The organism is Pseudonocardia ailaonensis, from assembly GCF_039531635.1.
GTDB lineage: Bacteria > Actinomycetota > Actinomycetes > Mycobacteriales > Pseudonocardiaceae > Pseudonocardia > Pseudonocardia ailaonensis.
In genome coordinates, this window is sequence record NZ_BAAAQK010000016.1 from 50,569 (window position 1) to 76,376 (window position 25,808).

The 25,808-nt window shown below is 72.1% G+C and carries 28 protein-coding genes and 1 tRNA gene; 15 read left to right on the forward strand and 14 right to left on the reverse strand.

The genetic code is table 11. From position 1 onward, the window contains the following. The first annotated feature begins 15 nt into the window (after window positions 1-15). Window positions 16-1,488 (forward strand): NsdA family TPR-like regulatory protein, encoded by a 1,473-nt coding sequence (locus ABD324_RS21395; RefSeq protein ID WP_344419872.1) that lies wholly within the window; start codon window positions 16-18, stop codon window positions 1,486-1,488. Here ABD324_RS21395 and ABD324_RS21400 read toward each other — a convergent pair. Further along, a complete protein-coding gene (locus tag ABD324_RS21400) occupies window positions 1,385-2,293 on the reverse strand; it encodes a phosphotransferase family protein (RefSeq protein WP_344419874.1) in 909 nt (302 codons plus the stop codon). The two genes, ABD324_RS21395 and ABD324_RS21400, sit on opposite strands and share 104 nt — an antisense overlap. 56 nt (window positions 2,294-2,349) lie before the next feature. After that, window positions 2,350-2,598, reverse strand: a complete 249-nt coding sequence (locus tag ABD324_RS21405) for a hypothetical protein (protein ID WP_344419876.1) — start codon at window positions 2,596-2,598, stop codon at window positions 2,350-2,352. 83 nt (window positions 2,599-2,681) lie between these two features. Here ABD324_RS21405 and ABD324_RS21410 point away from each other — a divergent pair, with 83 nt between their 5' ends. After that, complete coding sequence (locus tag ABD324_RS21410; RefSeq protein ID WP_344419879.1) at window positions 2,682-2,867, forward strand: MerR family transcriptional regulator; 186 nt, start codon at window positions 2,682-2,684, stop codon at window positions 2,865-2,867. A gap of 123 nt (window positions 2,868-2,990) precedes the next feature. Further along, window positions 2,991-3,197 carry a hypothetical protein gene (locus tag ABD324_RS21415; protein ID WP_344419882.1) on the forward strand — a complete coding sequence of 69 codons (207 nt, stop codon included), beginning with the start codon at window positions 2,991-2,993 and terminating at the stop codon, window positions 3,195-3,197. Window positions 3,198-3,513: 316 nt separating this feature from the next. Here the strand turns inward: ABD324_RS21415 and ABD324_RS21420 are convergent, their stop codons facing one another. Beyond that, entirely contained in the window at window positions 3,514-4,056 is a 543-nt protein-coding gene (locus ABD324_RS21420; protein WP_344419885.1) for an Rv3235 family protein, read from the reverse strand. A gap of 406 nt (window positions 4,057-4,462) precedes the next feature. Here ABD324_RS21420 and ABD324_RS21425 point away from each other — a divergent pair, with 406 nt between their 5' ends. Continuing rightward, entirely contained in the window at window positions 4,463-5,551 is a 1,089-nt protein-coding gene (locus ABD324_RS21425) for a hypothetical protein (protein WP_344419888.1), read from the forward strand. 53 nt (window positions 5,552-5,604) lie between these two features. On the opposite strand, the gene ABD324_RS21430 is transcribed toward ABD324_RS21425, so the two are convergent. The 3 genes from ABD324_RS21430 to ABD324_RS21440 form a co-directional block, all read right to left on the reverse strand. After that, the gene (locus ABD324_RS21430; protein ID WP_344419891.1) at window positions 5,605-7,431 is read right to left on the reverse strand and encodes a tyrosine-type recombinase/integrase; all 1,827 of its coding nucleotides are present in this window, start codon (window positions 7,429-7,431) and stop codon (window positions 5,605-5,607) included. Window positions 7,432-7,483: 52 nt separating this feature from the next. Further along, a tRNA-Val gene (locus ABD324_RS21435) sits at window positions 7,484-7,555 on the reverse strand. A 26-nt stretch (window positions 7,556-7,581) separates the two neighbouring features. After that, entirely contained in the window at window positions 7,582-8,040 is a 459-nt protein-coding gene (locus ABD324_RS21440) for a peroxiredoxin (protein ID WP_344419893.1), read from the reverse strand. A 150-nt stretch (window positions 8,041-8,190) separates the two neighbouring features. Between ABD324_RS21440 and ABD324_RS21445 the strand changes: the two genes are divergently transcribed. Further along, window positions 8,191-8,598, forward strand: coding sequence for a VOC family protein (locus ABD324_RS21445; protein ID WP_344419895.1), 408 nt, complete (start codon window positions 8,191-8,193; stop codon window positions 8,596-8,598). Here the strand turns inward: ABD324_RS21445 and ABD324_RS21450 are convergent. Continuing rightward, on the reverse strand, window positions 8,595-9,029 hold the full coding sequence (locus ABD324_RS21450) for a DUF3052 domain-containing protein (protein ID WP_344419898.1): 435 nt from the start codon (window positions 9,027-9,029) through the stop codon (window positions 8,595-8,597). The genes ABD324_RS21445 and ABD324_RS21450 overlap by 4 nt on opposite strands. Before the next feature lie 322 nt (window positions 9,030-9,351). Between ABD324_RS21450 and aceE the strand changes: the two genes are divergently transcribed. Both aceE and ABD324_RS21460 read left to right on the forward strand, forming a co-directional pair. Further along, window positions 9,352-12,072, forward strand: a complete 2,721-nt coding sequence (gene aceE, locus ABD324_RS21455) for a pyruvate dehydrogenase (acetyl-transferring), homodimeric type (RefSeq protein ID WP_344419993.1) — start codon at window positions 9,352-9,354, stop codon at window positions 12,070-12,072. A gap of 300 nt (window positions 12,073-12,372) precedes the next feature. Continuing rightward, a complete protein-coding gene (locus tag ABD324_RS21460) occupies window positions 12,373-12,579 on the forward strand; it encodes a cold-shock protein (RefSeq protein WP_344419901.1) in 207 nt (68 codons plus the stop codon). A 161-nt stretch (window positions 12,580-12,740) separates the two neighbouring features. On the opposite strand, the gene ABD324_RS21465 is transcribed toward ABD324_RS21460, so the two are convergent. Next, window positions 12,741-13,487, reverse strand: a complete 747-nt coding sequence (locus ABD324_RS21465; protein ID WP_344419904.1) for a pirin family protein — start codon at window positions 13,485-13,487, stop codon at window positions 12,741-12,743. Window positions 13,488-13,540: 53 nt separating this feature from the next. On the opposite strand from ABD324_RS21465, the gene ABD324_RS21470 reads away from it, so the two are divergent. From ABD324_RS21470 to ABD324_RS21490, 5 genes are all read left to right on the forward strand, one after another. Beyond that, window positions 13,541-14,791, forward strand: a complete 1,251-nt coding sequence (locus tag ABD324_RS21470) for a PucR family transcriptional regulator (RefSeq protein ID WP_344419907.1) — start codon at window positions 13,541-13,543, stop codon at window positions 14,789-14,791. A gap of 151 nt (window positions 14,792-14,942) precedes the next feature. Continuing rightward, window positions 14,943-15,854: an ACP S-malonyltransferase gene (locus ABD324_RS21475; RefSeq protein WP_344419910.1), complete on the forward strand. Its 912-nt coding sequence runs from the start codon at window positions 14,943-14,945 to the stop codon at window positions 15,852-15,854. Beyond that, window positions 15,851-16,840 carry a beta-ketoacyl-ACP synthase III gene (locus ABD324_RS21480; protein WP_344419913.1) on the forward strand — a complete coding sequence of 330 codons (990 nt, stop codon included), beginning with the start codon at window positions 15,851-15,853 and terminating at the stop codon, window positions 16,838-16,840. Before ABD324_RS21475 ends, ABD324_RS21480 begins: the two co-directional genes overlap by 4 nt. A 51-nt stretch (window positions 16,841-16,891) precedes the next feature. Then, complete coding sequence (locus ABD324_RS21485; protein ID WP_344419916.1) at window positions 16,892-17,134, forward strand: acyl carrier protein; 243 nt, start codon at window positions 16,892-16,894, stop codon at window positions 17,132-17,134. A 34-nt stretch (window positions 17,135-17,168) separates the two neighbouring features. After that, window positions 17,169-18,407: a beta-ketoacyl-[acyl-carrier-protein] synthase family protein gene (locus ABD324_RS21490; RefSeq protein ID WP_344419918.1), complete on the forward strand. Its 1,239-nt coding sequence runs from the start codon at window positions 17,169-17,171 to the stop codon at window positions 18,405-18,407. Window positions 18,408-18,474: 67 nt separating this feature from the next. Here the strand turns inward: ABD324_RS21490 and ABD324_RS21495 are convergent, their stop codons facing one another. The 4 genes from ABD324_RS21495 to ABD324_RS21510 all read right to left on the reverse strand — a co-directional run bounded on the left by ABD324_RS21495 (window position 18,475) and on the right by ABD324_RS21510 (window position 21,797). Next, window positions 18,475-19,017: a hypothetical protein gene (locus ABD324_RS21495; protein WP_344419921.1), complete on the reverse strand. Its 543-nt coding sequence runs from the start codon at window positions 19,015-19,017 to the stop codon at window positions 18,475-18,477. A 56-nt stretch (window positions 19,018-19,073) separates the two neighbouring features. Then, window positions 19,074-19,562, reverse strand: coding sequence for a DUF3145 domain-containing protein (locus ABD324_RS21500; protein ID WP_344419923.1), 489 nt, complete (start codon window positions 19,560-19,562; stop codon window positions 19,074-19,076). Window positions 19,563-19,776: 214 nt separating this feature from the next. Beyond that, the gene (locus ABD324_RS21505) at window positions 19,777-20,652 is read right to left on the reverse strand and encodes a hypothetical protein (RefSeq protein ID WP_344419927.1); all 876 of its coding nucleotides are present in this window, start codon (window positions 20,650-20,652) and stop codon (window positions 19,777-19,779) included. A gap of 80 nt (window positions 20,653-20,732) precedes the next feature. Further along, window positions 20,733-21,797, reverse strand: a complete 1,065-nt coding sequence (locus tag ABD324_RS21510; protein WP_344419930.1) for an MBL fold metallo-hydrolase — start codon at window positions 21,795-21,797, stop codon at window positions 20,733-20,735. Between the two features lie 206 nt (window positions 21,798-22,003). Between ABD324_RS21510 and ABD324_RS21515 the strand changes: the two genes are divergently transcribed. Next, the gene (locus ABD324_RS21515) at window positions 22,004-22,216 is read left to right on the forward strand and encodes a helix-turn-helix domain-containing protein (RefSeq protein WP_344419932.1); all 213 of its coding nucleotides are present in this window, start codon (window positions 22,004-22,006) and stop codon (window positions 22,214-22,216) included. Between the two features lie 60 nt (window positions 22,217-22,276). On the opposite strand, the gene ABD324_RS21520 is transcribed toward ABD324_RS21515, so the two are convergent. Continuing rightward, a complete protein-coding gene (locus ABD324_RS21520; protein WP_344419934.1) occupies window positions 22,277-23,254 on the reverse strand; it encodes a pirin family protein in 978 nt (325 codons plus the stop codon). Window positions 23,255-23,345: 91 nt separating this feature from the next. Between ABD324_RS21520 and ABD324_RS21525 the strand changes: the two genes are divergently transcribed. Beyond that, on the forward strand, window positions 23,346-24,134 hold the full coding sequence (locus ABD324_RS21525; protein ID WP_344419936.1) for a transglutaminase-like domain-containing protein: 789 nt from the start codon (window positions 23,346-23,348) through the stop codon (window positions 24,132-24,134). Here the strand turns inward: ABD324_RS21525 and ABD324_RS21530 are convergent. Then, complete coding sequence (locus ABD324_RS21530; RefSeq protein WP_344419939.1) at window positions 24,131-24,574, reverse strand: NUDIX hydrolase; 444 nt, start codon at window positions 24,572-24,574, stop codon at window positions 24,131-24,133. The genes ABD324_RS21525 and ABD324_RS21530 overlap by 4 nt on opposite strands. Before the next feature lie 176 nt (window positions 24,575-24,750). Here ABD324_RS21530 and ABD324_RS21535 point away from each other — a divergent pair, with 176 nt between their 5' ends. Continuing rightward, on the forward strand, window positions 24,751-25,734 hold the full coding sequence (locus tag ABD324_RS21535) for an alpha/beta fold hydrolase (protein ID WP_344419942.1): 984 nt from the start codon (window positions 24,751-24,753) through the stop codon (window positions 25,732-25,734). Window positions 25,735-25,808 lie beyond the last annotated feature (74 nt).

Here is a 25,808-nt window from a genome sequence, read left to right on the forward strand (position 1 = left end):
AGGGGTCGATGGCGGGTGAACGAGCAGCTCAGAGGCGTGCTGCTCGACGCCGGCTTCCTCGACCGCGACGGCACGGTGGGCCGGAAGCGCTTCGCCCGGGCGGTCACCGAGGCCGCCGCGAGCCGCGGGCTCGAGCGGGTCTTCACGCACACCTACGTGAGCCGGTGGCTCGCCGGGACCGTGCCGCGCGACGAGGAGACGCGGGCATGCGTCCTCCAGGCCCTGGGCCGACAGCTGGGACGGGCGGTGCACCCGGACGAGGTGGGGTTCGCCCTCGGCGGCGGACTGTCCCCCGACGTCGGTCTGGCACTACCCAGGTCTTCCGACGAGGCCACGGCGGCCGTCGCTACGCTCCTCCAGGCCGATGCTGACGACTCGTCCGTGCTGGTCGACTCAGCGGTCAGCCCGACTGCCTGGACGGACGCGTCGCTGACCTGGCTCGTCGGTGCACGGCGACCGCACGACGAGGTTCGCCGCTCCGTCGACATCGCCGATGTCGCCCGGTTGAGACAGACGCACGTCCGCTTCGGCTCGCTCGACAACGCGTTCGGGGGCGGCCACGCCCGGCAGGCTCTGGTCACCTACCTTCGGCACGATCTCCCGAAGCTGTTGCGCGCCAATGCCTCCGATGCCGTCCGGACACAGCTCTTTGCGGCGGCCGCCGAGATCACCCAGCTCGCCGCGTGGTCGTCGTACGACTCCGGCCGCCACGGACTCGCGCAGCGATACTTCATCCAGGCACTCGGCCTCGCCGACGTCTCCGGAGATCGCGCACTCGCGGCCGGCGTCCTCGACGCCATGAGCCACCAGGCTACCTACCTCGGACGCCTCCACGAGGCGACGAACCTCGCGCGAGCCGCCCGACTAGGCACCGACGAGCTCGCGTCGCCGATCCTGAGTGCGCACTTCCACCTCATGGAGGCACGGGCGCTCGCGCGCGCCGGGGACGCGGCGGCGTGCGATGCCGCCATGAGTGCGGCAGTAAGCGCCTTCGACCGCCACGCGGTGGGCGACGGTCCGGAGTGGATCCAGTACTTCGACGAGGCCGAGTTCGCCGCCGAGCTCGCGCACTGCCATCGCGATCTGGGCCGGCCGGCGGAGGCGATCGAGTGGGCGACGGCCGCGGTCGACGCGGCGAGCGGGGACTACGCGCGGAGCGACTTCTTCGTGACGATGGTGCTGGCGCACGCCCAACTCGACGCCGGCCATCCGGAGGCCGGCGCCGAGACCGCCCTGCGCGCGTTGGAGTTCGGCGAGACACTGCACTCCGCGCGCGGCGCGCAGTACGTCAGAGAACTGCGCGAACGACTTCCCCGCTTCCGCGGCTCCCGTGCTCTCGCCGGCTTCGCCGATCAGGCGCGGCATGGCCGGCTCTGGCAGGAGATCAGTACGGGGACCAGTCGCGCCGGCAAGCCCCCGTCCGGATGGCCGCAATCCGCTTGGCCGCCTCGCGTGCGGAGCGTTCCGAGGTCGCGGCCTGGGTACTGAGCCACGCCGTCATCGCGATCTCCCGCATGTCGGCGAGCTGCTCGTAACCCTCCCATTCGCGCAGGTCGTACCCGTAGACGTCGACGAAGCGCGCGTACTCCTCCGCGGTGTGCCAGCCGAGCCGGTCGGCGAACAACGCCGTCTGGACGAGGTCCCATTCCCGCGGGCCGACCGAGACGCTGTCGAGGTCGATCAGGAGGGGCCGGCCGTCCCGACCGATGATCACGTTGCCCACGTTCGCGTCGCCGTGGATCACTCCCCGCGGCAGGGCATAGGGAAGCTGAGAGAAGGACTCCCGCGCCCAGTCGTACCGCTCGCGGAGGAACGACTTGTCCGGTTCGGCCAGTCCGTCCAGCGGCGGGAGCTTAGAGCGGAACGGTTGCGACACAGGAAGTTCGAGGCGATCGGGTTCCTGGAGCTGATGCAGCCTCCGGAGCAGGTCGGCTACGTCCGCGATGTCCGCGTACGTCTCGTCGTCCGACGCCGACCGCCAGAAGGTGACAACTCGGTTGGCGGCGGCGACGGGCTGCGGTATATCGACGACCTCGACTGCCGGCAGGTTCATGTCGGCCAGCCAGCGGGCGACGTCGACCTGCCGCCGCGCGTCGCTCAAGGATGCGCCGGGGCGCGAGACCCGAGCGATGACGTCGTCGGGGAGCCGGAATACCGCGTTGGAGCCGTATCGAACGAGCGTCGCCGGCTCCGCTCGTAGCTCTGCTGTCGCGGCCGCCGAGCGCAGTGCCGGGAGTGGATCGTCGGCAGACTGCCGCTCGGGATCCTGGGCGTCGTTGATCGTGCACCTCATTCCGTTGCAGGGACCTCCGTCGCCGTGCGCCGAGCCTACGGCGGGAGGCACGGCTGTCAGTCCGTCGGGTACAGGCGCCGTGTGAAGCAGCGCTGTTGCTCGTCGCCGTTCATGAACCAGGCGACCGAGCTGCGCGTGCCGAGCTGCCCGACGAGGAAGCTTGTCACCGACGTCGACAGCACCCGCTCGTCCGTCGACCGCGACCGCGCGTAGGCACGGGCCTCCCGCTCGGTCCGGAAGATGACCTCCACCGCCCCCACGTCGTCCGGCTTGGTTGCGTGGACCGAGAACACGATCTCCGACACGACAGCCTCCGTAGATACGTCAATCTACGACAAGATACGACATTTGGTCGGCGGGGAGCTGACAGCTGCTTAGCCTGCGTGTCGTGGGGAGGTTGCTGACGAGCGGAGAGCTCGCGAAGGAGCTCGGAGTCAGCTTCAGGACGATCCAGCGTTGGTTCGCGGATGGGGTCATCACCCCGAAGTACCGAACCGCCGGGCGCCACGGGCGCTACGACGCCGACGAGGTCCAGGAACAACTTCGCGAGCACGAGAAGCGCAGCGGCCAGTAGGCCTCAATGGCGCCTGTAGGGCAGCACCCTCAATGGTCGGATACGGCAAAGCGGCGCGAGTCCACCCTGACGCGCACAACGCTCAGCGGGATCTCCTCGGCCATCGGGCCTAGCGTGCGGGTCGTGAATGACGATCCGGTCGCAGGCCCCTCGACCCTGCTGGAGCGAATGATCGCGATGTCGATCGGCGAGGACCGCGCGCAGGTTCATCTACGCGGCCGCTTCGTGAGAGTCGGCGGCGAGCCGGTCACCGACCCCGACTTCCGGACGACGGCCCCGTTCGTGATCTGCCCGCCGGCGATCACCGAGCACCAGGCCGCCACGGCCTGACACCGAAAGGACCTGGCCGGCCTGGCCAGTAGCGGCCGAGTCACGCCGGCCCAGCGGCCCCGAAGGACCTCCGCTGAGCCCAGCCTCGCCCGGCGGGGGCCGCGACCGAGCTCCCGACCAAGCCCCACCAGCCCGCCCGCAGTGCGGTCCGCCCTCCCCTCCCGGCCCAGGCGGCCGGGAGCCCTTCCCGTGCGGAGTGCGGGCCGGCGCGCCGTTCGCCGGCCGGTGCTCCGCACGACACGACACCGCCCGCGAGGCCCGCTTCCCCGACAGGCCGGGCCGAGCGAGACATGCCGCCTCACCCGGCCCGGCGCGGTCAGAGGATGCGGATGGTCGAGCACACCCACCGCGTGGGCCGCCGCACAAACGGCCCCGGACCCGCCGGGATGAACGACGCGGCCAACGCCCGCGGCCGACCGGCGACCCTGACCGATCCCGCGACCTCCACCGCCTCCTCGTGCGGCTGGGAGCAGCGCAGGGACAGCAACCGGACGCCGCCCCGCCCACCGGAACGCCTGGTCGGGACAGCCCGCAGGTACCGCAGCACCTGCGGCGCCGCGAGCTCGGCGAGCTGCTTGGGCGGGCGGCGCTGGTCCAGCACGTCCACCAGCCCGCCCACCGTCCGCGTCGCCGCGGCCAGCGCCGCCGGGTCCGCCACCACATCCCGGGTCGGCTCCCCCGGCGGCAGACTTGGCGGGACCTTCACCGGCGGCAGGTGCCCGCAGTGCGTGCAGACCTCGATGAACCCGCCCCCGTCGTAGATGACGGTCCGGACCGGCTGCAGCCCAAGCAGGTGGCGCAACTCCTGATCGGTCTCGTCCTGGCGGATCTCGTTGTGATGGTTGTGGGTCGTGGACATCGGCAGCCTCCCGGCGGGTAGGCAGCCAGCCCGGGCTGGGCTTGTGATCGGTGGGGCTGGCTGCGGGGCGCGGTGCGAAGCGCCCGCCCTTTCCCCCGCGCCCGACTCCGCCCGGCGAGGCTCACGAGCAAGGGCGGCCCGCAGGGCCGTCAGCGCCAGCTGATGCCGAAGGCACCCTTTCTCGTGAGACCGGGCGGAGTAAGCGGCCCCACCCTGTAGTCACAGCCCGGCCTCAGGCCGGACAGATAACGTCACACTTCGCGCCATAACACTCATCGACAGCTCGAACGACCAGTACTGCGAACTTCGGCACTCCGAGTGGGCACGGCACCGCCACTTCCAAGTTGCCACGCTGGCTCGAGTATCGTTCACCAACGCACAATACCCACCTCGAGGGCGTGCAGAAATGGACGAATCGGTGCCGGAACCGGAGCTTAAATGCATCTACTTCGACTTGCCCTTCGTCCTCTGGCTTCGCGACAGCATGGATGATCCGATCCTTCGCGAATGGGCGAAGGCGTGGTCTGCTGGCGATCGCGAGAACTTGCCCGTCTCACCCTATGCGCCAGCGACCGTCGATCACGAGATCGTCATCGGCGGTCCGTGCCCGGTATACCTTCCGCCTCAAGAACTCGCTGACTACTACCAGGTCAACCTTTTGGGAGGCGAGATCGAGTGCGGCCTCCGACTGCTGCGGCGGGCGAACAATCGCGGTCGGCCTGGATTCCATATGATGGGCGCAACCCCCGGCGACAGACTAGGCCGCTTCTCCTTCAAAACTGTCAAAGCAATGTTCGATCTGGACCAGGTTGATCGATCCCGGTTTCACGATCCAGCATATTTCAGCAACCTTGCAGTGGATGCCATAAATCACTTGATCAGCCACTATAGGGTCATCGCCGACGCACCATGGATCAACCCGGTCACTTCCGAGATGCTAGGCGAGTTCCAGGTCGAGACCATCTACTCGGACAGATCCGCCGAGTGCTTCGCCTACGGCGCGAGTGCTGGACCACTCGAAGGATTTGGCAGCGCCCTCGATGCCAATCGCGATCACGCCCTTCGCATTGCGGCAGCCTCCGTTGGTCCGCCCGAAATGTCCCTAGCCCTTGACGTCAACGTCCGCAACAACCTAGATCTTCGAGATTGGCGGATGGCCGCGATCGAATCAGCGGTCATGTTCGAGGCATGGCTAATTCCGGCCCTGAAGACACGACTTGCGGTTAATGGAATTCAAGACCCCGACATCGACTCACAGTTCCGCAAGCCAGACGGGTTCCCGCGCAGCATCACTCATGTCGCAAAGAAGGTCGTGAAGGAGGCGTGCGGCCTGGACTTCGAGGCGACTACGGAGTTCACGGAATGGACCAGGAATGTTTGCGACATCAGAAACGCACTCATTCACGGTTCGCGAATTGACGCGACTCCGGACGAGGCGCTCCTTGCCTACCGTTCCGCCCGAGCAGCGATGAAGCTCATCGAGGCGGCACTCTGAGACGTGGCTCAGGGTGTACTCAAGCACTCAGAGCGACTGCCTATCGCGGACGCTCACACCGCCACGAAGGTGCGAATCCGCTCTTTCCTGACCGGGTCGGCGATCTCCATGGTGAAGTCGGCCAGATCGGAGGGGTCGCGCCCGTCCCGCCTCACCGCGCCGACGAGTAGCTCACGCAGGGCGGCAGCGTCGTCCGTATCTGCCTCGGCGGAGAAGTCCGCGATCACGTAGCCGCGGCGGCGCACGACAAAGTCCAGCATCCGGTTGGGCGATCCAGCGACGTCCTCGGCGGGGCCAGCCGACGTGGGCTCGGGAACTGGCTCCGGCTCGAGGCGCGACTCCGGGGCGAGCACAACCGGTCGGTTGCCGGCCTGCGTCTGGACAGCACCCCAAATACGCAGCAGCTCGAAAGCCTTGTAGACGGTGCCGATGCCGACCGAGTACTCCGCCGCGAGTTGGTTCACGGACGGGAGCTTCTCTCCCACCGCAAACTCGCCGGACTCGATCCGCTGCACGAGGCCCGCAGCGACCCTTTCCGATGGGAGGCGCGGGGCCCGGCGGGCCCGTTCGGCAGCCGACTCGCTGCGCGGCCGCTCAGGCATCCGGGCCTCGATCCCCTTTGCCGCACGCTGATCGGCCTCCGCGAGCCAGGCCGCGTAGACCCGCAGGGTCGTGATCCCACCGCCGCTGTGCCCGAGCCGGCCGGCGACGGTGCGGATGTCCATCCCCGCCGCGATCAGCTCGGTGGCCGAGTAGTGACGCAAGCCCTGGAGCGTGGTGTCTAGACCGAGACGCTTCGCCATACGCGTGTAGCGCTGCCCAACAGAAGACGGAACTGGCGGCTGCATGCTGTCCGGCGCCTGGGAGAACACGAAGGCCCGGGGCGAGAGCTCCTCTCCGACCTGTGCAGCCGCCTCCTCCGCGCGGGCTCGGTGGTCGATAAGCACGGCAAGCGTCTCGTCGTCGAAAGCCAGACGTCGTTGCTGGTGGGTCTTGGTGGACTTCTCTATCAGATTGCGGTGGCCGTCCGTGGCGATCGCCCGGCTGATCGTCACGACGCGCCCGTCGAAATCGACGCGCTCCCAGCGGAGCGCGCAGATCTCGCCCCGCCGGGCGCCGGTCGTGATCGCGAACCACACCAGCGCGCCCCAGTCCGGGTCATGCGACGCCTCCTCGATCAGCCTCGCTGCCTCGGCCGGCGTCGGCGGCTGAGGATCGGGCGGGTTCGGGGCCGGTGCGTCGGCCTGGGCGACGGGGCTGACCGAGACCCAGCGCCACCGCACCGCCTTGCGGTAGGCACCGCTGAGGACGTGGTGGACATGCAGGATCGTGGTGTTCGACAGTGGTCTGCACACGTGCGGCCGGCACCGCCCGTCGCACTCGTGAGCTCGAGGGGTCCGGTGGTCGACCAGCTTCTGACCGGACTTGCAATGGATACGGCAGCGGCGCATCTCGCCGTAGAGCGAGTCGAGCTCGTCCGGCCCGATCGCGCCCGCCTTCATGCGGCCGAGAAACGGGCGGACGTGCTTCTGGAGGTAGCGCTCGTACATCACCTTCGTGCTGGCGCCGACCTCGATCATCATCAGGTAGCGGTCGAGCAGCTGGTCGAGGGTCGCGGCGGTCCGAGGGTTACGACGCTCGTCCACCTCATTGAGCATCCGGGTCCGAGCTTCCTCGGCCTGCTTCTGCGCCCGGGGGCCGGGCGGAACGATCTCGATGAGGTCGTTTCGGCCTCCCGAGACGGCATCGACTCCGGCGTAGACGCGGACTCGATACGCACCACTCGGCAGCAGATCGACGCTGCCGCGGCTGCGCTTGCGGGGGCTCTGTGCGCGGCATGGCACGACGGTAGGGAACATTCGTGTCATGAAGCGTGTCACGACACGCGACCGCTGAGCGCATCGACCGCGGAGACCTGCAGGTCGACAGGGGTGGGCGCGGCAGGGTTCGAACCTGCGACCGCTCGGGTGTAAACCGAGTGCTCTTCCGCTGAGCTACGCGCCCGGGTGCCCCCTTGCGGGGGCGGCAGCCTAGAGGGCCGCGAGGGCCTTCTTCCAGGCCTCCTGGTCGCGGGCCTCGCCGGGCTGGTTGACCTCGGCGAAGCGGACCACGCCCTCCTTGTCGACCAGGAAGGTGCCGCGGACGGCCATGCCCGCGCCGTCGTTGAAGACGCCGTAGGCCTTGGCGGTCTCGCCGTGCGGCCAGAAGTCGGAGAGCAGGGGGAACTGGTAGTTCTCCTGGATAGACCAGGCCTTGAGGGAGAAGGCCGGGTCCGTGGAGACCGCGAGGATCTGCACGTCGTCGTTCTGGAAGGTCGGGAGGTCGTCGCGGACCGAGCAGAGCTCGCCCGTGCAGATCCCCGAGAACGCGAACGGGTAGAAGACCACCAGAACGGCCTTGTCCCCGCGGAACGAGGACAGGCTCACGTCCTCGCGGTCCTGGTTCTTCAGGGTGAAGTCGGGGGCCTGGGATCCCATCTCGGGTGCCATGCGTCGTACTCCTCGAAGGCATGCGGATGCCCGCACTCGGCGAGCGGCGTCACCGCCGAGCCTACTAGGCCTACGGTGGGCCGGCCGGGGCGACGGGGCATCGGCCCACACGGATCGGGACAGATCGGGACAGACCCACGGGGAGGGCCCATGGCCACCGTCAGCGTCCGGTACATCGTGCACGACGTCGATGCGGCGATCGCGTTCTACACCGGCCGGCTCGGCTTCACCGAGCGGATGCATCCCGCCCCGACCTTCGCCATGCTCGACCGCGGCGACCTGCGGCTCGTGCTCAGCGCGCCCGGCGGCGGGCCGGGAGGCGGGGCGGCGACCGCGGACGGGCGGGTGCCGGAGCCGGGCGGGTGGAACCGCTTCGCGATCGAGGTCTCGGACCTCCCGGCGGTGGCAGCGGAGCTCCGCGCCGCCGGCGTGCCCGTGCGGGGCGACCTCGTGCACGGGGTCGGCGGCGACCAGCTCCTCGTCGAGGATCCCTCGGGGAACCCCGTGGAGCTGTTCGCGCCGACCCGTGACGAGGCGCGCCTGTCCGGCGAGGGCTAGATCCGCTTCTTGTCCGCCTTCGGCGAGACGAGCCGGGCACCTGCCCAGTCGTCGCCCACGCTGACGTTCGAGGTCTGGGTGAGGCCCGCGGTGGGCGCGGCCTCGGCGATCTCGCTCGGCTCCAGATGGCCGTCCCGGCCCGTCTTGGGGGTGAGCACCCAGATCATGCCGTTGTCGGCGATCATGCTCCGGGCGTCCACGAGGGTGTCGACGAGATCGCCGTCCCCCTCGCGGAACCAGAGCAGGACGACGTCGATGACCTCCTGGGCGTCCTCGTCGAGGAGATCCTCGCCGGTGACGTCCTCGACGGCCTCGCGCACCGCGTCGTCGACGTCGGAGTCATAACCCAGTTCCTGGACGACCATGCCCGGCTCTACGCCGAGCTTGCCCGCGATGTCGGACGTCCGTCCGGCATCTTCCGCGGCGACCACGCGTGCACCTCTTTCCTCGGTTCCGGCGGCACGGGAATGCGCCACCGGTCTTCGTTCGGATGCGGAATCCGAACACGACCATGCTGCCCTGCGCAACCGCCGTACCGTGATCATGCGGCGAGGGGCACGATAGGGGCACGCCGACCAGGGGCCGCGCGCCCCGGCGCGCGTGGGCCCGGGCGACGCGGAACACTGCACGCACATTGCACGAGCCACGCAGGGAGACCCCTTGACCGGCCAGAGCACCACCGGCGCCAACGCCCCGGACAGCGCTGCCCCAGGAGGCACGAGCCCGCAGCGCGACCCCCAGCGCGTCCACGTCATCCGCGACGGACTCGCGGCGCACCTCCCGGACATCGATCCGGAGGAGACGGCGGAGTGGCTCGACTCGTTCGACGCCGCCCTGGACAACGCCGGCCAGCAGCGCGCCCGCTACCTCATGCTCCGCCTGCTGCAGCGCGCCCGGGAGCGCCACGTCGGCGTCCCGTCGCTGACCAGCACGGACTACGTGAACACGATCCCGACGGACCGGGAGCCGTGGTTCCCCGGCGACGAGGACTCCGAGCGCGCCTACCGCCGCTGGATCCGCTGGAACGCCGCGATGACGGTGCACCGCGCGCAGCGCCCCGGGATCGGCGTCGGCGGGCACATCTCGTCCTACGCGTCCTCGGCGACGCTCTACGAGGTCGGCTTCAACCACTTCTTCCGCGGCAAGGAGCACCCGGGCGGCGGCGACCAGGTCTACATCCAGGGCCACGCCTCCCCCGGCATCTACGCCCGCGCCTACCTCGAGGGCCGCCTCTCCGAGGACCGGCTCGACGGCTTCCGCCAGGAGGTCAGCCACGGCGGGCCGGGGCACGGGCTGCCGAGCTACCCGCACCCGCGGCTGATGCCGGACTTCTGGGAGTTCCCCACCGTCTCCATGGGCCTCGGCCCGATGAACGCGATCATGCAGGCGCGGTTCAACCGCTACCTGCGCGACCGGGGCATCTCCGACACCTCGGACCAGCGCGTCTGGGCCTTCCTCGGCGACGGCGAGATGGACGAGCCGGAGTCGCGCGGGCTGTTGCAGATCGCGGCCGGCGAGGGCCTGGACAACCTGACCTTCGTGGTCAACTGCAACCTGCAGCGGCTCGACGGGCCGGTGCGCGGCAACGGCAAGATCATCCAGGAGCTGGAGGCGTTCTTCCGCGGCGCGGGCTGGAACGTCATCAAGGTCATCTGGGGCCGCGAGTGGGACGCGCTGCTGCACGCGGACCGCGACGGCGCGCTGATCAACCTGATGAACACCACGCCCGACGGTGACTACCAGACCTACAAGGCCAACGACGGCGCGTACGTCCGGGATCACTTCTTCGGCCGCGACCCGCGGACCAAGGCCCTGGTCGAGCCGCTGTCCGACGCCGAGATCTGGAACCTCAAGCGCGGCGGCCACGACTACCGCAAGGTGCACGCGGCCTACAAGGCGGCGACCGAGCACAACGGCCAGCCGACCGTCATCCTCGCGAAGACGATCAAGGGCTACTCGCTCGGCTCCCACTTCGCCGGGCGCAACGCGACCCACCAGATGAAGAAGATGACGCTCGAGGACCTGAAGAACTTCAGGGACGAGCAGCGCATCCCGATCAGCGACGCCCAGCTCGAGGCGGACCCGTACCTGCCGCCGTACTACCACCCCGGCGACGACGCCCCGGAGATCCAGTACCTCAAGGAGCGCCGCCGCCAGCTCGGTGGGCCGGTGCCCGCGCGCCGCACCACCTCGAAGGCGCTCGTGCTGCCCGGGGACAAGGTCTACGAGGCCGTCCGCAAGGGCTCGGGCAAGCAGGAGGTCGCCACCACGATGGCGTTCGTCCGGCTGCTGCGGGACCTGATCAAGGACCCCGAGCTCGGCAGCCGCATCGTGCCGATCATCCCGGACGAGGCGCGCACGTTCGGCATGGACTCGATGTTCCCGACGCAGAAGATCTACAACCCGCACGGGCAGCGCTACACGTCCGTCGACGCGTCGCTCATGCTGGCCTACAAGGAGTCCGAGCAGGGCCAGCTGCTGCACGAGGGCATCAACGAGGCGGGCTCGGTGGGGTCGTTCACCGCGGCCGGCACCTCGTACGCCACGCACGACGAGCCGATGATCCCTGTCTACGTCTTCTACTCGATGTTCGGCTTCCAGCGCACCGGCGACTCGATCTGGGCCGCCGCGGACCAGATGGCCCGCGGCTTCCTGGTCGGCGCCACGGCCGGGCGGACCACGCTGACCGGCGAGGGCCTGCAGCACAACGACGGGCACTCGTTGCTCCTGGCGGCCACCAACCCGGCCGTCGCGGCGTACGACCCGGCGTTCGGCTTCGAGATCGCGCACATCGTGCGGGACGGCCTGCGCCGGATGGTGGGCGAGGACGCCGAGAACGTCATCTACTACCTGACGGTCTACAACGAGCCGTACGCGCAGCCGGCCGAGCCGTCCGACCTGGACGTGGACGGCCTGCTGAAGGGCGTCTACCGCTACCTGGACTCCGGGAGGACCGACGGGCCCCAGGTCCGGCTGCTGTCCTCGGGCGTCGGGGTGCCGTGGGCGATCCGGGCGCGCGAGATCCTCGCCGAGGAGTGGGGCGTGGGCGCCGAGGTCTGGTCGGTGACGTCGTGGGGCGAGCTGCGCCGCGACGGCGTCGAGGCCGAGCACCACAACCTGGTCCACCCGGACGCCGAACCGAAGGTGCCGTACGTGACCTCGGTGTTCGGCGGGTCGGACGCGCCGGTCGTCGCGTCCTCGGACTGGATGCGGGCCGTGCCGGACCAGATCCGGCAGTGGGTGCCGGCGCCGTTCGTCTCCCTCGGTACGGACGGGTTCGGGCTCTCCGACACCCGCCCGGCCGTCCGCCGGCACTTCGCGGTGGACGCCGAGTCGATGGTCGTCGCCGCCCTGGGTGCGCTCGCCGCGCGGGGCGAGGTCGACAAGGGACTGGCGGCCGAGGCGGCCGCGAAGTACCGCATCGACGACCCGCAGGCGGCGGGCCCGCAGACGACCGACGCGGGCGTCGCATGAGGTCCGACGCGGGCGTCGCCTGAGACCCGACTCCGGCGTCGCGTAGGGGTTCTCCCGGGCGTCGCTCAACCGGGTGACGGGCCTCACCTTCGGGTCAGTGGTCCGTCGCCCGTGTTTCGTCCCGGTTCCACCTCGAATACACAGCTCACGACCCCTCGGCAAGCGACGCGAATCACGCTAGGCTCCGCCCGATGCCGACCCGCCGCAGGTGGGAAGGCGTTCCGACCGGGCGCGGACAGTAGTGGCCGGGCGGCGTTTCCCGGGGCGAGTGCCCCGTGAGCACGTACGAGGAGAGCAAGAATGGCAGAGGGCACCGTCAAGTGGTTCAACAGCGAGAAGGGCTACGGCTTCCTCGCTCCCGACGGTGGTGGCGCGGATGTGTTCGTGCACTACTCCGCGATCCAGGTCAACGGCTACAAGAGCCTCGAGGAAGGGCAGCGCGTGTCCTTCGACATCGAGCAGGGCCAGAAGGGGCCGCAGGCCACCCAGGTGGCTCCGCTCGCCTGAGCGGCTCCCGACCATCCACCACCCACCGGCGCACTATCCGTTCCGCTTTCCTCCAGTACTGCGCACGGCCCGGAAGAGCGAACGATCCGTACGTCGTCGTCGACCGGGGTGACCGGCTCAGGTCACCCCGGTTGACGGCGTCCGGGCCCGGTCGGTCCTGATCAGGCCCCCGGTGGGCGCAGGTCGCTGCCCATCAGCCAGACCAGCACCTCGGCGCCGCGCGCGCCGGCGGTGAGCACCGTCGTGTCCATTGTGGCCCGTGCCGTGTCCGGTGCCGCGCCGTCCTCCGTCGTCAGTCGCAGCTCGTCGCCCTCGCCCACCTCTCCGGCGGGGGTGTCCGTGCTGCCCGCGGCGACGAAGACGTGCCGGTAGGGCGCCTCGGGCAGGGTCCAGGTCGCGCCCGGCGGCAGGCGCGCGGCCCACAGCGCCGCGTCCGCCCGGCGCAGCGGCAGCGGGACCGCGAACGGCCGGCCGCCGGACAGCGCCGCGGACACGTCCCGGGTGTGCAGGGCCGGGGCCGTGACGGCGTCGGGGACGAGCCAGGCCTGGACGAACCGGACCGGCTCCTCCCCCGCGCAGAACTCGGCGTGCTCGACGCCGGTGCCCGACGCCAGCACCTGGACCGTGCCGGGACGCAGCTCGTGGTCCGTGCCGAGGGAGTCCGTGTGCCGCAGGGTGCCCGCGACGACCCACGTCACGAGGTCCGCCTCGCGGTGGGTGTGCGTCGGGTAGCCGCAGCCGGGGGCGAGGCGCTCGTCGTTGTGCGCCAGCAGAGCGCCGAAGAACGTGTTGGCGGGGTCGTAGTGCGCGCCGAACGAGAAGCCGTGCCGGGCGTCGCAGCCGTCGACGTCGGTACGGGCGCGGTCGGCGCCCCTGCGCAGGTCGACACGGCGCAGCTCGACGGTCATGGTCGTGCTCCTCTCGACGGGTCGGGACGGGCCGACCGTGCCATCCTTTCGTCATGACCCTGGCGGACGTGCGGGCGGTGTCGGCGGCGACGCTGCGCCGCCTGGAACGGGCCGCCGGGGACCTCGCCGGGGCCAGCCTCTCGGCCATGGAGGAGCGCCAGCCCTGGTTCGCCGCACTGCCCGCCGACCAGCGCGCCGGGGTGCTGCTCGTGACGCGCACCGGCCTCTCGAACTTCGTCGCCTGGCTGGCCGAGCCGGACGAGACGCTGCGGCTCACCGCCGAGGCCTTCCGGATCGCGCCGCGGGAGCTCGCGCGGCGGCTGTCGCTGCGCCAGACCGTGGACCTCGTGCGGATCGCGACCGAGGTGTTCGAGGAGCGGCTGCCGCCGCTGGCCGCGGACGACGCCGAGTACCGGATCCTCGTCGAGGCCGTCCTGCGCTTCGGCCGGGAGATCGCGTTCGCCGCCGCCACCGTGTACGCCAACGCCGCCGAGACCCGCGGCGCGTGGGACGCCCGGCAGGAGGCCCTGGTCGTCGACGGGGTGGTGCGCGGGGACGGGGGCGGGGTGGACGACGCGCTGGTCTCCCGGGCCGCCGCGCTCGGCTGGGACCCGGCGGCGGCCGTGCGCGTGATCGTCGGGACCCCGCCCGACGGCGGGCGGCGGGCGGAACCGGCCGAGGTGCTGTCCGGCATGCGCCGGCACGCGACCCGGCTGGGCCGGTCCGTGCTGACGGGCGTGCAGGGCAGCCGGCTCGTCGTGCTGGTCACCGAGCCGAGGGGCTCGATCGCGGCGGACGACCGGATGCCCGGCGACCCCACCGACCCGCACTCGCTCGCCCCGATCGTCGCGGACTTCGGGCCCGGGCCGGTCGTCGTCGGGCCGCCGGCGGCGGACCTCGCCGCCGCCCACGTCTCGGCACGGGACGCGCTCGCCGGGCTGCGGGCGGCACCGGCGTGGCCGGACGCCCCGCGGCCGGTCGCCGCGGCCGATCTGCTGCCGGAGCGGGCCGTGAGCGGCGACCCGGCGGCGCTGCCCCTGCTCGTCGAGGCCGTCGTCGCGCCGCTGACCGCGGCCGGGGGCGAGCTGCTGCGCACGCTGGCGGCGTATCTGGAGGGCGGCGGGGCGCTCGAGGCGTGCGCCCGCACGCTGTTCGTGCACCCCAACACCGTGCGCTATCGGCTGCGTCGCGTGAGTGAACTCACGGGTCGCTCGGCGGCGGATCCACGGGACGCGCTGGTGCTCCGCACCGCCCTGCTCGCGGGCCGACTGGCCGCCGTCCCACCCCCCGCACACGGCGCCTGACCAGGGCGGAACCCTACAACGGCGATCGAGAACGGGGAGGTGACCGGATGCCGGTCAGGCCCCGAGTTGGAGGGAACCCACAAAACCCGGTGGCGAACGTCGTACGTGGCGGTGTTCCGTTCCCCGCGCGGGCAGTGTTGGCTGTCGTGCTGTGATCGCCTTGCTCGCGCCCGGTCAGGGATCGCAGACCCCCGGGATGCTCACCCCTTGGCTCGAGGACCCCGCGGCTGCGGAGAAGGTCGCCGCCTGGTCCGAGGCCACCGGCCTCGACCTCGCCCGTCTCGGCACCACCGCCGACGCGGACGAGATCAAGGACACCGCGGTGACCCAGCCACTCGTGGTGGCCAACGCGCTGCTGGCCGCCGCCCGGATCGGCCTGCCGGCCACGGCGGTGACGGCCGGGCACTCCGTCGGCGAGCTCGCCGCCGCCGCGATCGCGGGGGTGATCTCACCCGACGACGCCGTGCGCCTCGCCGCGATCCGCGGCCGCGAGATGGCCGCCGCCTGCGCGCTGGAGCCCACCGGCATGGCCGCGGTGCTCGGCGGCGAGGAGTCGGTCGTCCTGGCCCGGCTCGCGGAGCTCGGGCTCGACGCGGCCAACCGCAACGGAGCAGGTCAGATCGTCGCCGCGGGCCCGGTCGCCGCCGTCGCCGAGCTGGAGGCCGGGCCGCCGGAAGGGGCCCGCCGGGCCGCCGTGCTGCCCGTCGCCGGCGCCTTCCACACCCGCTTCATGGCCCCCGCGGAGGACGCGGTGCGGGCCGCCGCCGCGGAGCTGGGCCCGGCCGATCCCACGCGGCCGCTGCTCACGAACTCGGACGGCTCGGTGGTGAAGTCCGGATCGCAGGCGCTGGACCTGCTGGTGGCGCAGGTGACCCGCCCGGTCCGCTGGGACTCGTGCATGGCCACGCTCGGCGAGCTGGGCGTCACCGCCGTCATCGAGCTGCCGCCGGCCGGCACCCTGGTGGGCCTGGTCCGGCGCGACCTCAAGGGCGTCAAGACCCTGGCCCTGAAGACCCCCGACGACCTGGACAAGGCCGCAGCCCTCCTGGAGGAGTTCGCATGAGAGCTCTCCGCCTCCCGGCCACCGTGCCGGGCGCGAAGATCATCGGTCTGGGCAGCACCCAGCCCGAGCACGTCGTCACCAACGACGACCTCGCGAAGCGGGTCGAGACGAACGACCAGTGGATCCGGGACCGGGTCGGCATCGTCGAGCGCCGGATCGCCGACGAGCGGACCTCGCTGGTCGACATGGCCGTCGAGGCCGGTGGCCGCGCGCTGAAGGACTCCGGGCGCGAGGCCGCAGACGTCGACGCCGTCATCGTGGCCACCTGCACGATGACCGCGCCGATCCCCAACGCCGCCGCGCAGACCGCGGACCGGATCGGGATCAGCGGCGCCGCCGCGTACGACCTCAACGCCGCCTGCGCCGGGTTCTGCTACGGCCTGGGCACCGCCGCCGATCTCGTCCGGGCCGGGACCGCGAGGAACGTGCTGGTCATCGGCGCGGAGAAGCTGTCGGACTGGCTCGACTGGGACGACCGCTCGACCTGCATCATCTTCGCCGACGGCGCCGGCGCGGCGCTGGTCACCGCCGCCGACACGCCCGAGGACGTCGGCGTGGGCCCCGTCTCGTGGGGCAGCGCGGGCGACCTCGCCCAGACCATCCACATCCTCGAGGACTCCACGGGCAAGCTCTTCCAGGAGGGCCAGTCCGTGTTCCGCTGGGCCACCACGAGGATCGCCCCGGTGGCGCTCGACGCCGTCGCGAAGGCCGGTCTCACCCCCGCCGACATCGACGTCCTCGTGCCGCACCAGGCGAACCTGCGCATCGTCGAGGCCATCGCCAAGCGGCTCCGCAAGGAGGGCGCCCGCGAGGACCTGCGGGTGGCCGACGACATCGTCCACTCCGGCAACACCTCGTCCGCGTCGATCCCCATGGCACTCGACCACATGCGCGCCGCGGGGAGGATCCGTTCCGGCGAGATCGCCCTCCTCGTAGGCTTCGGCGCGGGGTTGTCGTACGCCGGCCAGGTCGTCGTCGTCCCCTGACCCGTTTTTCCCGAGTTTCCCGAGCTTTTCCGACCAGAAGGAGCACCACCCGTGGCTGACACCGCCGAGATCACCAAGGGCCTCGCCGAGATCGTCGAGGAGGTCGCCGGCATCGACACCGCCGAGGTGACCGTCGAGAAGTCCTTCGTCGACGACCTGGACATCGACTCCCTGTCGATGGTCGAGATCGCCGTGCAGGCCGAGGACAAGTTCGGCGTCAAGATCCCGGACGAGCAGCTCGCCGAGCTGAAGACCGTCGGCGACGCCGTCTCGTACATCGAGAAGAACCAGTAATCACCCCTACCCCCCTCCACCGGGAAGGCCCTTCATGACCGACGTCGTCGTCACCGGCTACGGCGCGACGACCCCGCTCGGCGGGGACGCAGCCACCACCTGGGAGAACCTGCTCGCCGGCAAGTCCGGCGTCCGGGAGATCACCGCCGAGTGGGTGGAGAAGCGCGGACTGCCGGTGAAGATCGCCTCGCAGCTCGCCGTCGATCCCACCGAGGTCCTGCCCCGCGTGCAGGCCCGCCGGATGGACCGCGCCGAGCAGGTCGCGGTGATCGCGGCGCGCGAGGCGTGGGCGCACGCGGGCCTCGCCGTGGAGAAGGGTGAGGAGCCCAAGGTCGACCCGGTCCGGGTGGCGGTGGTCGTCGGCACCGGCATCGGTGGCGTCACCACGCTGCTCGACCAGGACGACCTGCTGGAGACCGAGGGCCTGCGCAAGGTCTCGCCGCTGGTCGTGCCGATGCTCATGCCGAACGGGCCCGCGGCGCTGATCTCCCTGGAGATCGGCGCGCAGGGCGGGGTCCACTCCCCCGCGTCGGCCTGCGCGACCGGCGCCGAGGCGATGGCCTGGGCGTACCGGCTGCTCAAGGCCGGCGAGGTGGACGTCGTGCTGGCCGGCGGGGCCGAGGCGTGCATCGCGCCGATCACCGTGGCCGGGTTCGTCCAGGCCCGCACGCTCTCCCAGCGCAACGACGCCCCGGAGCTGGCCTCCCGGCCGTTCGACACCGGGCGGGACGGGTTCGTGCTCGGCGAGGGCGCCGGGATCCTGATCCTGGAGCGTTCGGAGTTCGCGGAGGCGCGTGGCGCCACCGTGCACGGCCGGCTCGCCGGCATCGGGCTGACCTCGGACGCGTACCACATCACCGGGCCGGACCCCGAGGGCACGGGACAGGCGCGGGCGATGCTCGCGGCGGTCCGGACGGCGGGCCTGGAGCCCTCCGACGTCGGGCACGTCAACTGTCACGCCACGTCGACGGTCGTCGGCGACGTGGGCGAGGCGCGGGCGATCAAGAAGGCGCTCGGCGACCATCCGGTGCTCACCGCGCCCAAGGGCGCGCTGGGGCACCTCGTCGGCGGGGCCGGCGCGGTCGAGGGCCTGATCACGCTGCTCTCGGTGCGGGACGGGATCATCCCCGCCACGCTGAACCTCGAGGAGCAGGATCCGGGCGTCGAACTCGAGGTCGTCGCCGGGGAGCCGCGCAAGATGGAGCTCACCGCCGCGGTGAACAACTCCTTCGGCTTCGGCGGCCACAACGCCAGCCTGCTGTTCACCAAGTAGCGCAGTATGGAACCATAATGCGAAATTCGGCGGGTTGAATTCGCATTATGGTTCCATAACGCGGACTTCAGCAGGGTTGGGCAAGGGTGGCGCCTGGTTCTATGCGGGGTGGGGTTCCCGCAAGGTGGAGGGTCTGGCGCCAGCAGATGCGGCCCACCCGCAGGTCCGCGGGGGCGTCGGCGACGTCCTGGGTGCTGACGAACCGGACCAGGGCCTCGACGGTGCCCGGGCCCGCGGCGTCGATCCGGTCCACGCGGACGCTGCCGTCCCGGGTCGAGCGGACACCGGCCTGCCAGGCGGCCTCGGGCTGCTGGGCGGCCCGCTCCGGGGTGACGACGGCAGCCCAGGCCGCGCGGTCCCGCGCGTTGATCGCGTCGAAGTAGGCCTGCAGGCGGTCGAGAACCGCCTGGTGCAGCGGGTGGGCGAGCGCGTCGGCGCTCAGGGTGACGACCGGGGAGCCCACACCCGTGGCGGGGACGGCAGGGGGTGCGTCGAGCGGGGCGCCGGCCTCGAAGGCCCTGCCCCCCACGAGCCAGGCGGCGACGAGGGCCGCCACCACGACCAGGGCGAGCGCTGCCGCGCCGGCCTTCACCGCCCCGTTCGTCCGCACTCGGCCATTCTGCCGAAGCGGCTCGGCCGAACCGGGTACCGACGTGCGGTCGAGGCTCAGCCGACCTGGTGAAGCCAGGTGACGGGGGCGCCGTCGCCGGCGAAGCGGCAGGCCTCCAGCTCGGAGTCCCAGCGCTCGCCCAGGGCGTCGGAGATCCGGGCGCCGACGCGGTCGGCGGGCCCGGCCGCGACGATCGTGCGCAGCTGGTCCTCGCCCAGGACGACATCGCCGTTGGCGCTGGTCCGGCCCGTCCACAGGCCCAGGCCCGGGACGTGGCAGAACCGCTGACCGTCGACCCCGGAGCTCGGCTCCTCGGTCACCTCGAACCGGAGCATCGGCCAGGCGCGCAACGCACCGGCCAACGCACCGCCCTTACCTGCCGGCCCGACCCAGCTGCATTCCGCGCGCAACTGACCGGTGACGGCCGGCTGGGCGGACCACTGCAAGGTCACCCGCGTCCCGAGGACGCCGGAGATCGCCCACTCGACGTGCGGGCAGACCGCAGTCGGCGACGAGTGGACGTGGACCACGCCGCGTGTGCTCACTGCAGACCTCCGCTTTCGAGACGAGGATCGTCTTCCCCTACGTCCTCTGCTCTGCGGCGACGGCCGGCTGCGGGTTCCCTTGCCCGCTCAGGTTCGTGACGGAACTGTGTGTGATCACTGTGCCCGAATCCGTCGCGGTCTGCCAGCACCACGCGGTCGTTGCGGCGTGTCGGCCGCGCCCGGGAGTGTCGATCCGCTAAGAGCGCCGCCTCGATCATCGCCGGACCGCCCCGCCGTCGGTGAACACGTTGTCGCGCAGGTCCGCCGCGCCGCGCAGCCGCATCGGCACGGTCGCCGGGTCGCGCCGGAAGCGGTTGCCGGTGATCTGCAGCGGGAGATCGCCCGGACCGGTCGCGAGGAGGGTGAAGCGACCTCCCGCGAGCTCGTTGCCCCGGACGACGGCCGGATCGGCCGGATCGTCGAGCTCCATGCTCTGGTGCACGGCGCCCGCGCTGCCGGGGCCCGAGATCAGCACCGCGCTGCCGCGGCCGGGACCGCTGCCCAGCTGCACCTGGTTGCCCTCCACGAGCGCGTCCGCGGCCGTGACGGTCACCGCGTCGACCTCACGGCCGGGGGCCGGGTCGAAACCGTGCAGCAGGCTGTTGCGCAGGGTCGTGCCGGGGCCCAGGTGGGCGCCGTCGGCGCTCAGCCCGGTCAGCTCCACCCTTTCCGCGGTCCAGGTCGCGCCTTCGAGGGCCGCGTCGGTGAAGTCGCCGGTCAGCGTGGTGTCCTCGATGCGCACCGAGCCGCCGGGCAGGGTGCGCACCCCGGCCGGCTGGCTGCCGTCGCCGGCGATGCGGCTGCGGCGGACGACCACGTCCGGGGCCGCGACGACCACTGCACCGGCGAGGTCCAGGCCGTCGAGCACCGCACCGGGCGTCCGGACCTCGACGACGCCGCGCACGGGGCACAGCCGCAACCCCGCCGGCGTCCCGACGCTCCGGGGCGGCGGCGCGGCGTACGGGCCGGTCTCCGCACAGGTCGGGACGGCCGGGGGCGCCGGCTCCGACCGGCCGGCGGCGCCCACGACGATCCCGCCGACGGCCGAGGCCGCCACCAGGGCCGCGAGGAGCGGGCGCACCGGGACCATGCACGGAGAGTACGAACGCAAATACTCCGAGTGGCCTAATGCGTTCGGCGTGTCGGGGTCACGATTCGGTCAGCACTGTCCTAGGACAGGTCGTACCGCGTGATGCCGTCCACGTCCGTGCGCGTCAGGGCGCCGCGCTCGACCAGGACGTCGAGATGGGCGAGGGTCTCGTTCACCGCGAGCATCGTGTTCTGCAGGTCCAGCTCGTCGAGCCGGCGCAGCCGCCGGGTCCAGCCGAGCGCGCCGGCGACCTCGAAGGCCGTGTGCCGGCCCTCGCGGACCGCGGCCAGGGAGGCGTCGAGCCGCTCGCCGTGGTGGGCCAGCAGCTCGTCCACCCGCTCGTGGACGCGCCTCCCGACGACGCCGTGGGCCGGGAGCAGCTCGGCGTCCGGGCGCTCCAGGAGGAGCCGCAGCGAGGTGAGGAACGCGGCGAGCGGGCTCTCGAGCGGCAGCGGCTCGAAGCCGATCGACGGGGTGATCGTGGGGAGGACGTGGTCGCCTGCGAAGAGCAGGCCGTTGCCGTCGTCGGCGTAGACGACGTGCCCGCGGGTGTGCCCGGGCGTCTCGACGACCTCCAGGGTGCGCCCGGACCCGACGCCGAGCCGGGTGCCGTCGGCGAGCCAGCCGTCGGGCATCTCCCACTGGCCGCTGTCGTGGTCGACGCTCCAGTCGGCCACCGTGCTCGCGATGTGCGCGGCACCGGCCCGCTGCAGGCGGCTGAGGTCGTAGCTGTGCGAGACGTACTCGGGATCCGACACCAGCGCGAGGTTCGGCTCCTCACCGGCGCCGATCAGGATCTCGGCGCCGAACTCGCGCCGCACCGTGACGGCCTGCGTGTAGTGGTCCCGGTGGGAGTGGGTGACGAGGAACCGGCGGATCCCGGCGAGGCCGACGCCGAGGGCGGCCATCGCGTCCGCGAGAAGCTCGCGGGACTCCTGCAGCGCCCAGCCGGCGTCGACGAGGGTCCAGCCCGGGTCGTCCGCCGAGCCGTCCGCGATCGCGTAGACGTTCACCGCGCGCAGGCCGTCGCTGGGCAGGGGCAACGGGATCCGGTAGACGTCCGGGGCGCACCGGTACACACCGGGCGCGGTCCAGTCCCCGCCGGAGAGCGAAGGATCTTCCTGGGTGACGGTCGGGGCTACCACCCGTCGGACTCTAGCTCGCGGACCGCGACGCCACTGTGCGTGGTCGAGACCGTGACGATCCGTGGTCGAGAGGGCGGTTTCCACTCGTTCGGGACGCAACGAGCCCCCTGATGGTGACGCTCGGTCCTCTACTCTCCCTTCACAGGAACACCACAGGTGAACAACCGCCGCAGCTGTGTCGCGGCGCGAGTCGGAGGGGCGCGAGAATGGCTACAGGGGACCGGGAACTCCCGGACGTGATCGGCGCACCCTTCCTGACCGTGGCCGAGGTCGCGGAGCGGATGCGGGTGTCGAAGATGACGGTCTACCGGCTCGTGCACAGCGGCGAGCTGCCGGCCGTCCGGTTCGGACGGTCGTTCCGGGTCCAGCGGCATGCCGTCGAGGAACTCATCCAGGCCGCCCGCTACGAGGCCGGCTGAGTCAGCGCTCCCGCCCCCCGGGGCTGCTGAGTCATCTCTCCCGCCCCCGGGGCTACTGAGTCATCTCTCCCGCCCCCGGGGCTTCAGCGGCGTCGGGGGCAGGGCCGGGGCCGCGAGGGGGTCGCCCTCGTAGCCGCGGACCGGGCCGAAGGTGTCGGCCGGTCCCCCGGCGACCTCCCGCTGCCAGCGCTCCCGGGCCTCGGTGATCTCCGCGCCCGTGCGGGCCACGAAGTTCCACCACATCACGAGCTTCTCGGCGAACGGCTCCCCGCCCAGCACCAGGAACCGGCTCTCCGGTTCGGCGCGGACCGGCAGCGTGCGGCGACCGCTGCCGAGGTAGAGCAGGGTGCCGGGGCCGACCACCCGGCCGTCGATCTCGGGGGCGCCGGAGACCGTGAGCACGGCGTGCTCGAAGTCCGGCTCCAGCGGCAGCGAGCCGGCCGCCCCGGCCACGGCCACCACGTCCACCCCGACCAGCGGGCTGTGCACCCGCCCGGGCGAGCGCGCGCCCGCGACCTCGCCGAGCAGCACGGTGGCCCGCAGGCCCGGTCCGGTGACGACGGGCAGGTCGGCGTGGTGCTCGAAGGCCGGCGCGACGCCCCGCGCGGCATCCGGCAGCGCGACCCAGAGCTGCGCGCCGTGCAGCACCGGCGAGTGGGCCGCCGGGGACGTCTCGGAGTGGGCGATGCCGCGGCCCGCGGTCATCAGCGCCAGCTCACCGGGGCGGACCAGCTGGTCGCTGCCGAGCGAGTCGCGGTGGTGGACCTCGCCGGCCAGCAGCCAGCTGACCGTCTGCAGGCCGATGTGCGGATGCGGGGCGACCTGCATCCCGGCGGCGGCGGCCACGTCGTCCGGGCCGTAGTGGTCCACGAAGCACCAGGCCCCGACCATCCTCCGGCCGAGGCTCGGCAGCAGCCGCCGCACCTCGGTGCCCTCCCCCAGCCCCACCCACCGGGGCTCGTGCAGTTCGCTCACCGGCCGGCCCGCGGACTCCGCCGCGCAGACCGTGACCCGCGGATCCGTCGTCGTATCGCTCATGTCGCGTCACTCATGTGGTTCCCCCCGCCACCCAGCGTACGCGAGAAGTTGTGCGCGCAACCTGTTGGCCCGGGTGCCAGACTGTGCGGCGATGCGCCGCGATGTCACCGCCCACCTGGACCTCACCGTCACCTCTCCCGCCCTGCTCGCCCTGCAGATCGCGGTACCCACCCCGGACTCGGAGAACCTCTCGATCACGCTCGACGGCCGCCCGCTGCGGTCACGGGTGCTCACCGGCCCGGACGGGGCGCGCAGCCATGTGATCGAGAGCGAGGCGGGCGCGCTGGCCGTCGCCTACTCCGCGCAGGTCAGCGGGCGACGCCCGGAGCCGGCCGGGGACGAGCTCGACCGGTTGCACGCGCTGCGGCCCAGCCGCTACTGCCCGTCGGACCGGCTGTACATCACCGCCACCCGGGAGTTCGGCGACATCGAGGGGGCCGCGGCGCGGATCGCCGCCGTGATCGCCTCCGTGCGCGGCCGGCTCCTCTACGTCCCGGGCTCCAGCGGCCCGACGGACGACGCCGTGGACACACTGCTGCAGGGCGAGGGCGTCTGCCGGGACTACGCACACCTGGTCGTGGCGCTACTGCGGGCGCTCGACGTGCCGGCCCGGCTGGTCGCCGTCTACGCGCCCGGGCTGTCACCGATGGACTTCCACGCCGTCGTCGAGGCCTGGGACGGCGAGCGCTGGCAGCTGGTCGACGCGACCGGCCTCGCCCCGCGGGCCTCGATGCTGCGGATCTGCACGGGCCGCGACGCCGCGGACACCGCCTTCCTCAGCAGCCACCACGGCGGGGTCGAACTGGTGTCCATGCAGGTGGTGGCGGTGGTCGACGAGCTGCCGACCGACGACCCCGCCGCGGTGGTGGAGCTCGGCTAGAAGCCGAAGGTCGAGATCGCCGGCGGGCCCCCGGCGCGGAGGGACTCGAAGACCCATCGCTCGTGCGGGACGACGGGATCGGGCAGCGCGTCGAGGGCGAACCAGCCGAGGTCGGCCGCCTTGGCGGTCTCGACGAGCCGCGGGGTGCCGGACCAGCGGTGGCAGGTGAAGAAGAAGTCGACGCGCTCGTCGACGGGCAGGCCGGTCGCCTGGGTGCGGTGCATCGCGGTCAGCGGGCGGAGGTCCTCGACCTCGATGCCGAGCTCCTCGCGGGCCTCGCGGTGCGCCGCCTCGACCACCGACTCGCCCTTCTCGACGTGACCGGCCGCCGCGGTGGCCCAGAACCCGTCCATGAAGCCGGTGTTCTGCCGCAGCTGCAGCAGGATCTCGTTCTCCCGGCGGAGCACGACGTAGGCGGCGGGGACGACCTGGAACCTCACTGCCCCACCGTAACCGTGCGCCCCGCGGCGTGCGCGCACACCGGTTCGGGGCGCCGCACCACCGTCCGGACAGGTGTGCGGGAGCACGGACGTGGGTGCGAGCTGCCCGGGACGAGACGCCGCGGGCGACACAGAGAGGCAACCGGGCGGTAATTCGGCGCCCCTAGCGTCGCGGCATGGCTCGCGCGATCGGCTCCGTCGGCGGGCGGCTCGGTGCGGTCCCACCGCGCGAGGCCGCGCTGCGCTACCGCACCGTGCACGGCTACCGGCGGGCCTTCCGGGTGGCCGGGGCCGGGCCGGCGGTCGTGCTGGTCCACGGCATCGGCGACAGCTCGGTGACCTGGGAGCCCGTGATCGCCGGGCTCGCCCGGAACCACCTGGTGATCGCGCCGGACCTGCTGGGCCACGGGCGCTCGGACAAGCCGCGCGCCGACTACTCGGTCGCCGCCTACGCCAACGGGGTCCGCGACCTGCTCGGCGTCCTCGGGGTCACCCGCGCGACCCTGGTCGGGCACTCCCTCGGCGGCGGCGTGGCGATGCAGTTCGCGTACCAGTTCCCGGACCGCACCGAGCGGCTCGTCCTGGTGGGCAGCGGCGGCGCCGGGCCCGAGGTCAACCCGGTGCTCCGGGCGATGACGCTGCCGGGCGCCGGCCTCGCCCTGCACGCCCTGCGCCTGCCGACGATGCGCTGGCAGGTCGGCGCCGCCGTCGAGGCGCTGCGGCTGCTCGGCACCGGGCTCGGCGCGGACGCCGCCGACATGCTCCGGGTGGTCGACGCCCTGCCCGACGCCACCTCCCGCGCCGCGTTCATCCGCACCCTGCGCGCGGTGGTGGACTGGCGCGGACAGGTCGTCACGCTGCTGGACCGCTGCTACCTCACCCGCGGCATGCCGACCATGCTGGTCTGGGGCGGGCGGGACGCGATCGTGCCGGTCGCCCACGCCCACCGGGCCCACGACGCGATGCCGGGCAGCCGGCTGGAGATCTTCCCCGAGGCGGGGCACTTCCCCTTCCACACCGATCCGGAGCGCTTCACGGCGCTGCTCACGGAGTTCCTGCGCAGCACGGAGCCCGCGCGGTGGAGCCCGGAGCAGTGGCGCCAGCTGCTGCGCGCCACCCCGGACACCGGACCGCCGACGGACCTGCGCTCCGCCACCTGAGCGGCCCGGCACGCCGTCCTCGCTCGCGTGATGGCTCCACAACGCGAGCTGAGGGCGCCCGGACGTGCGCCATG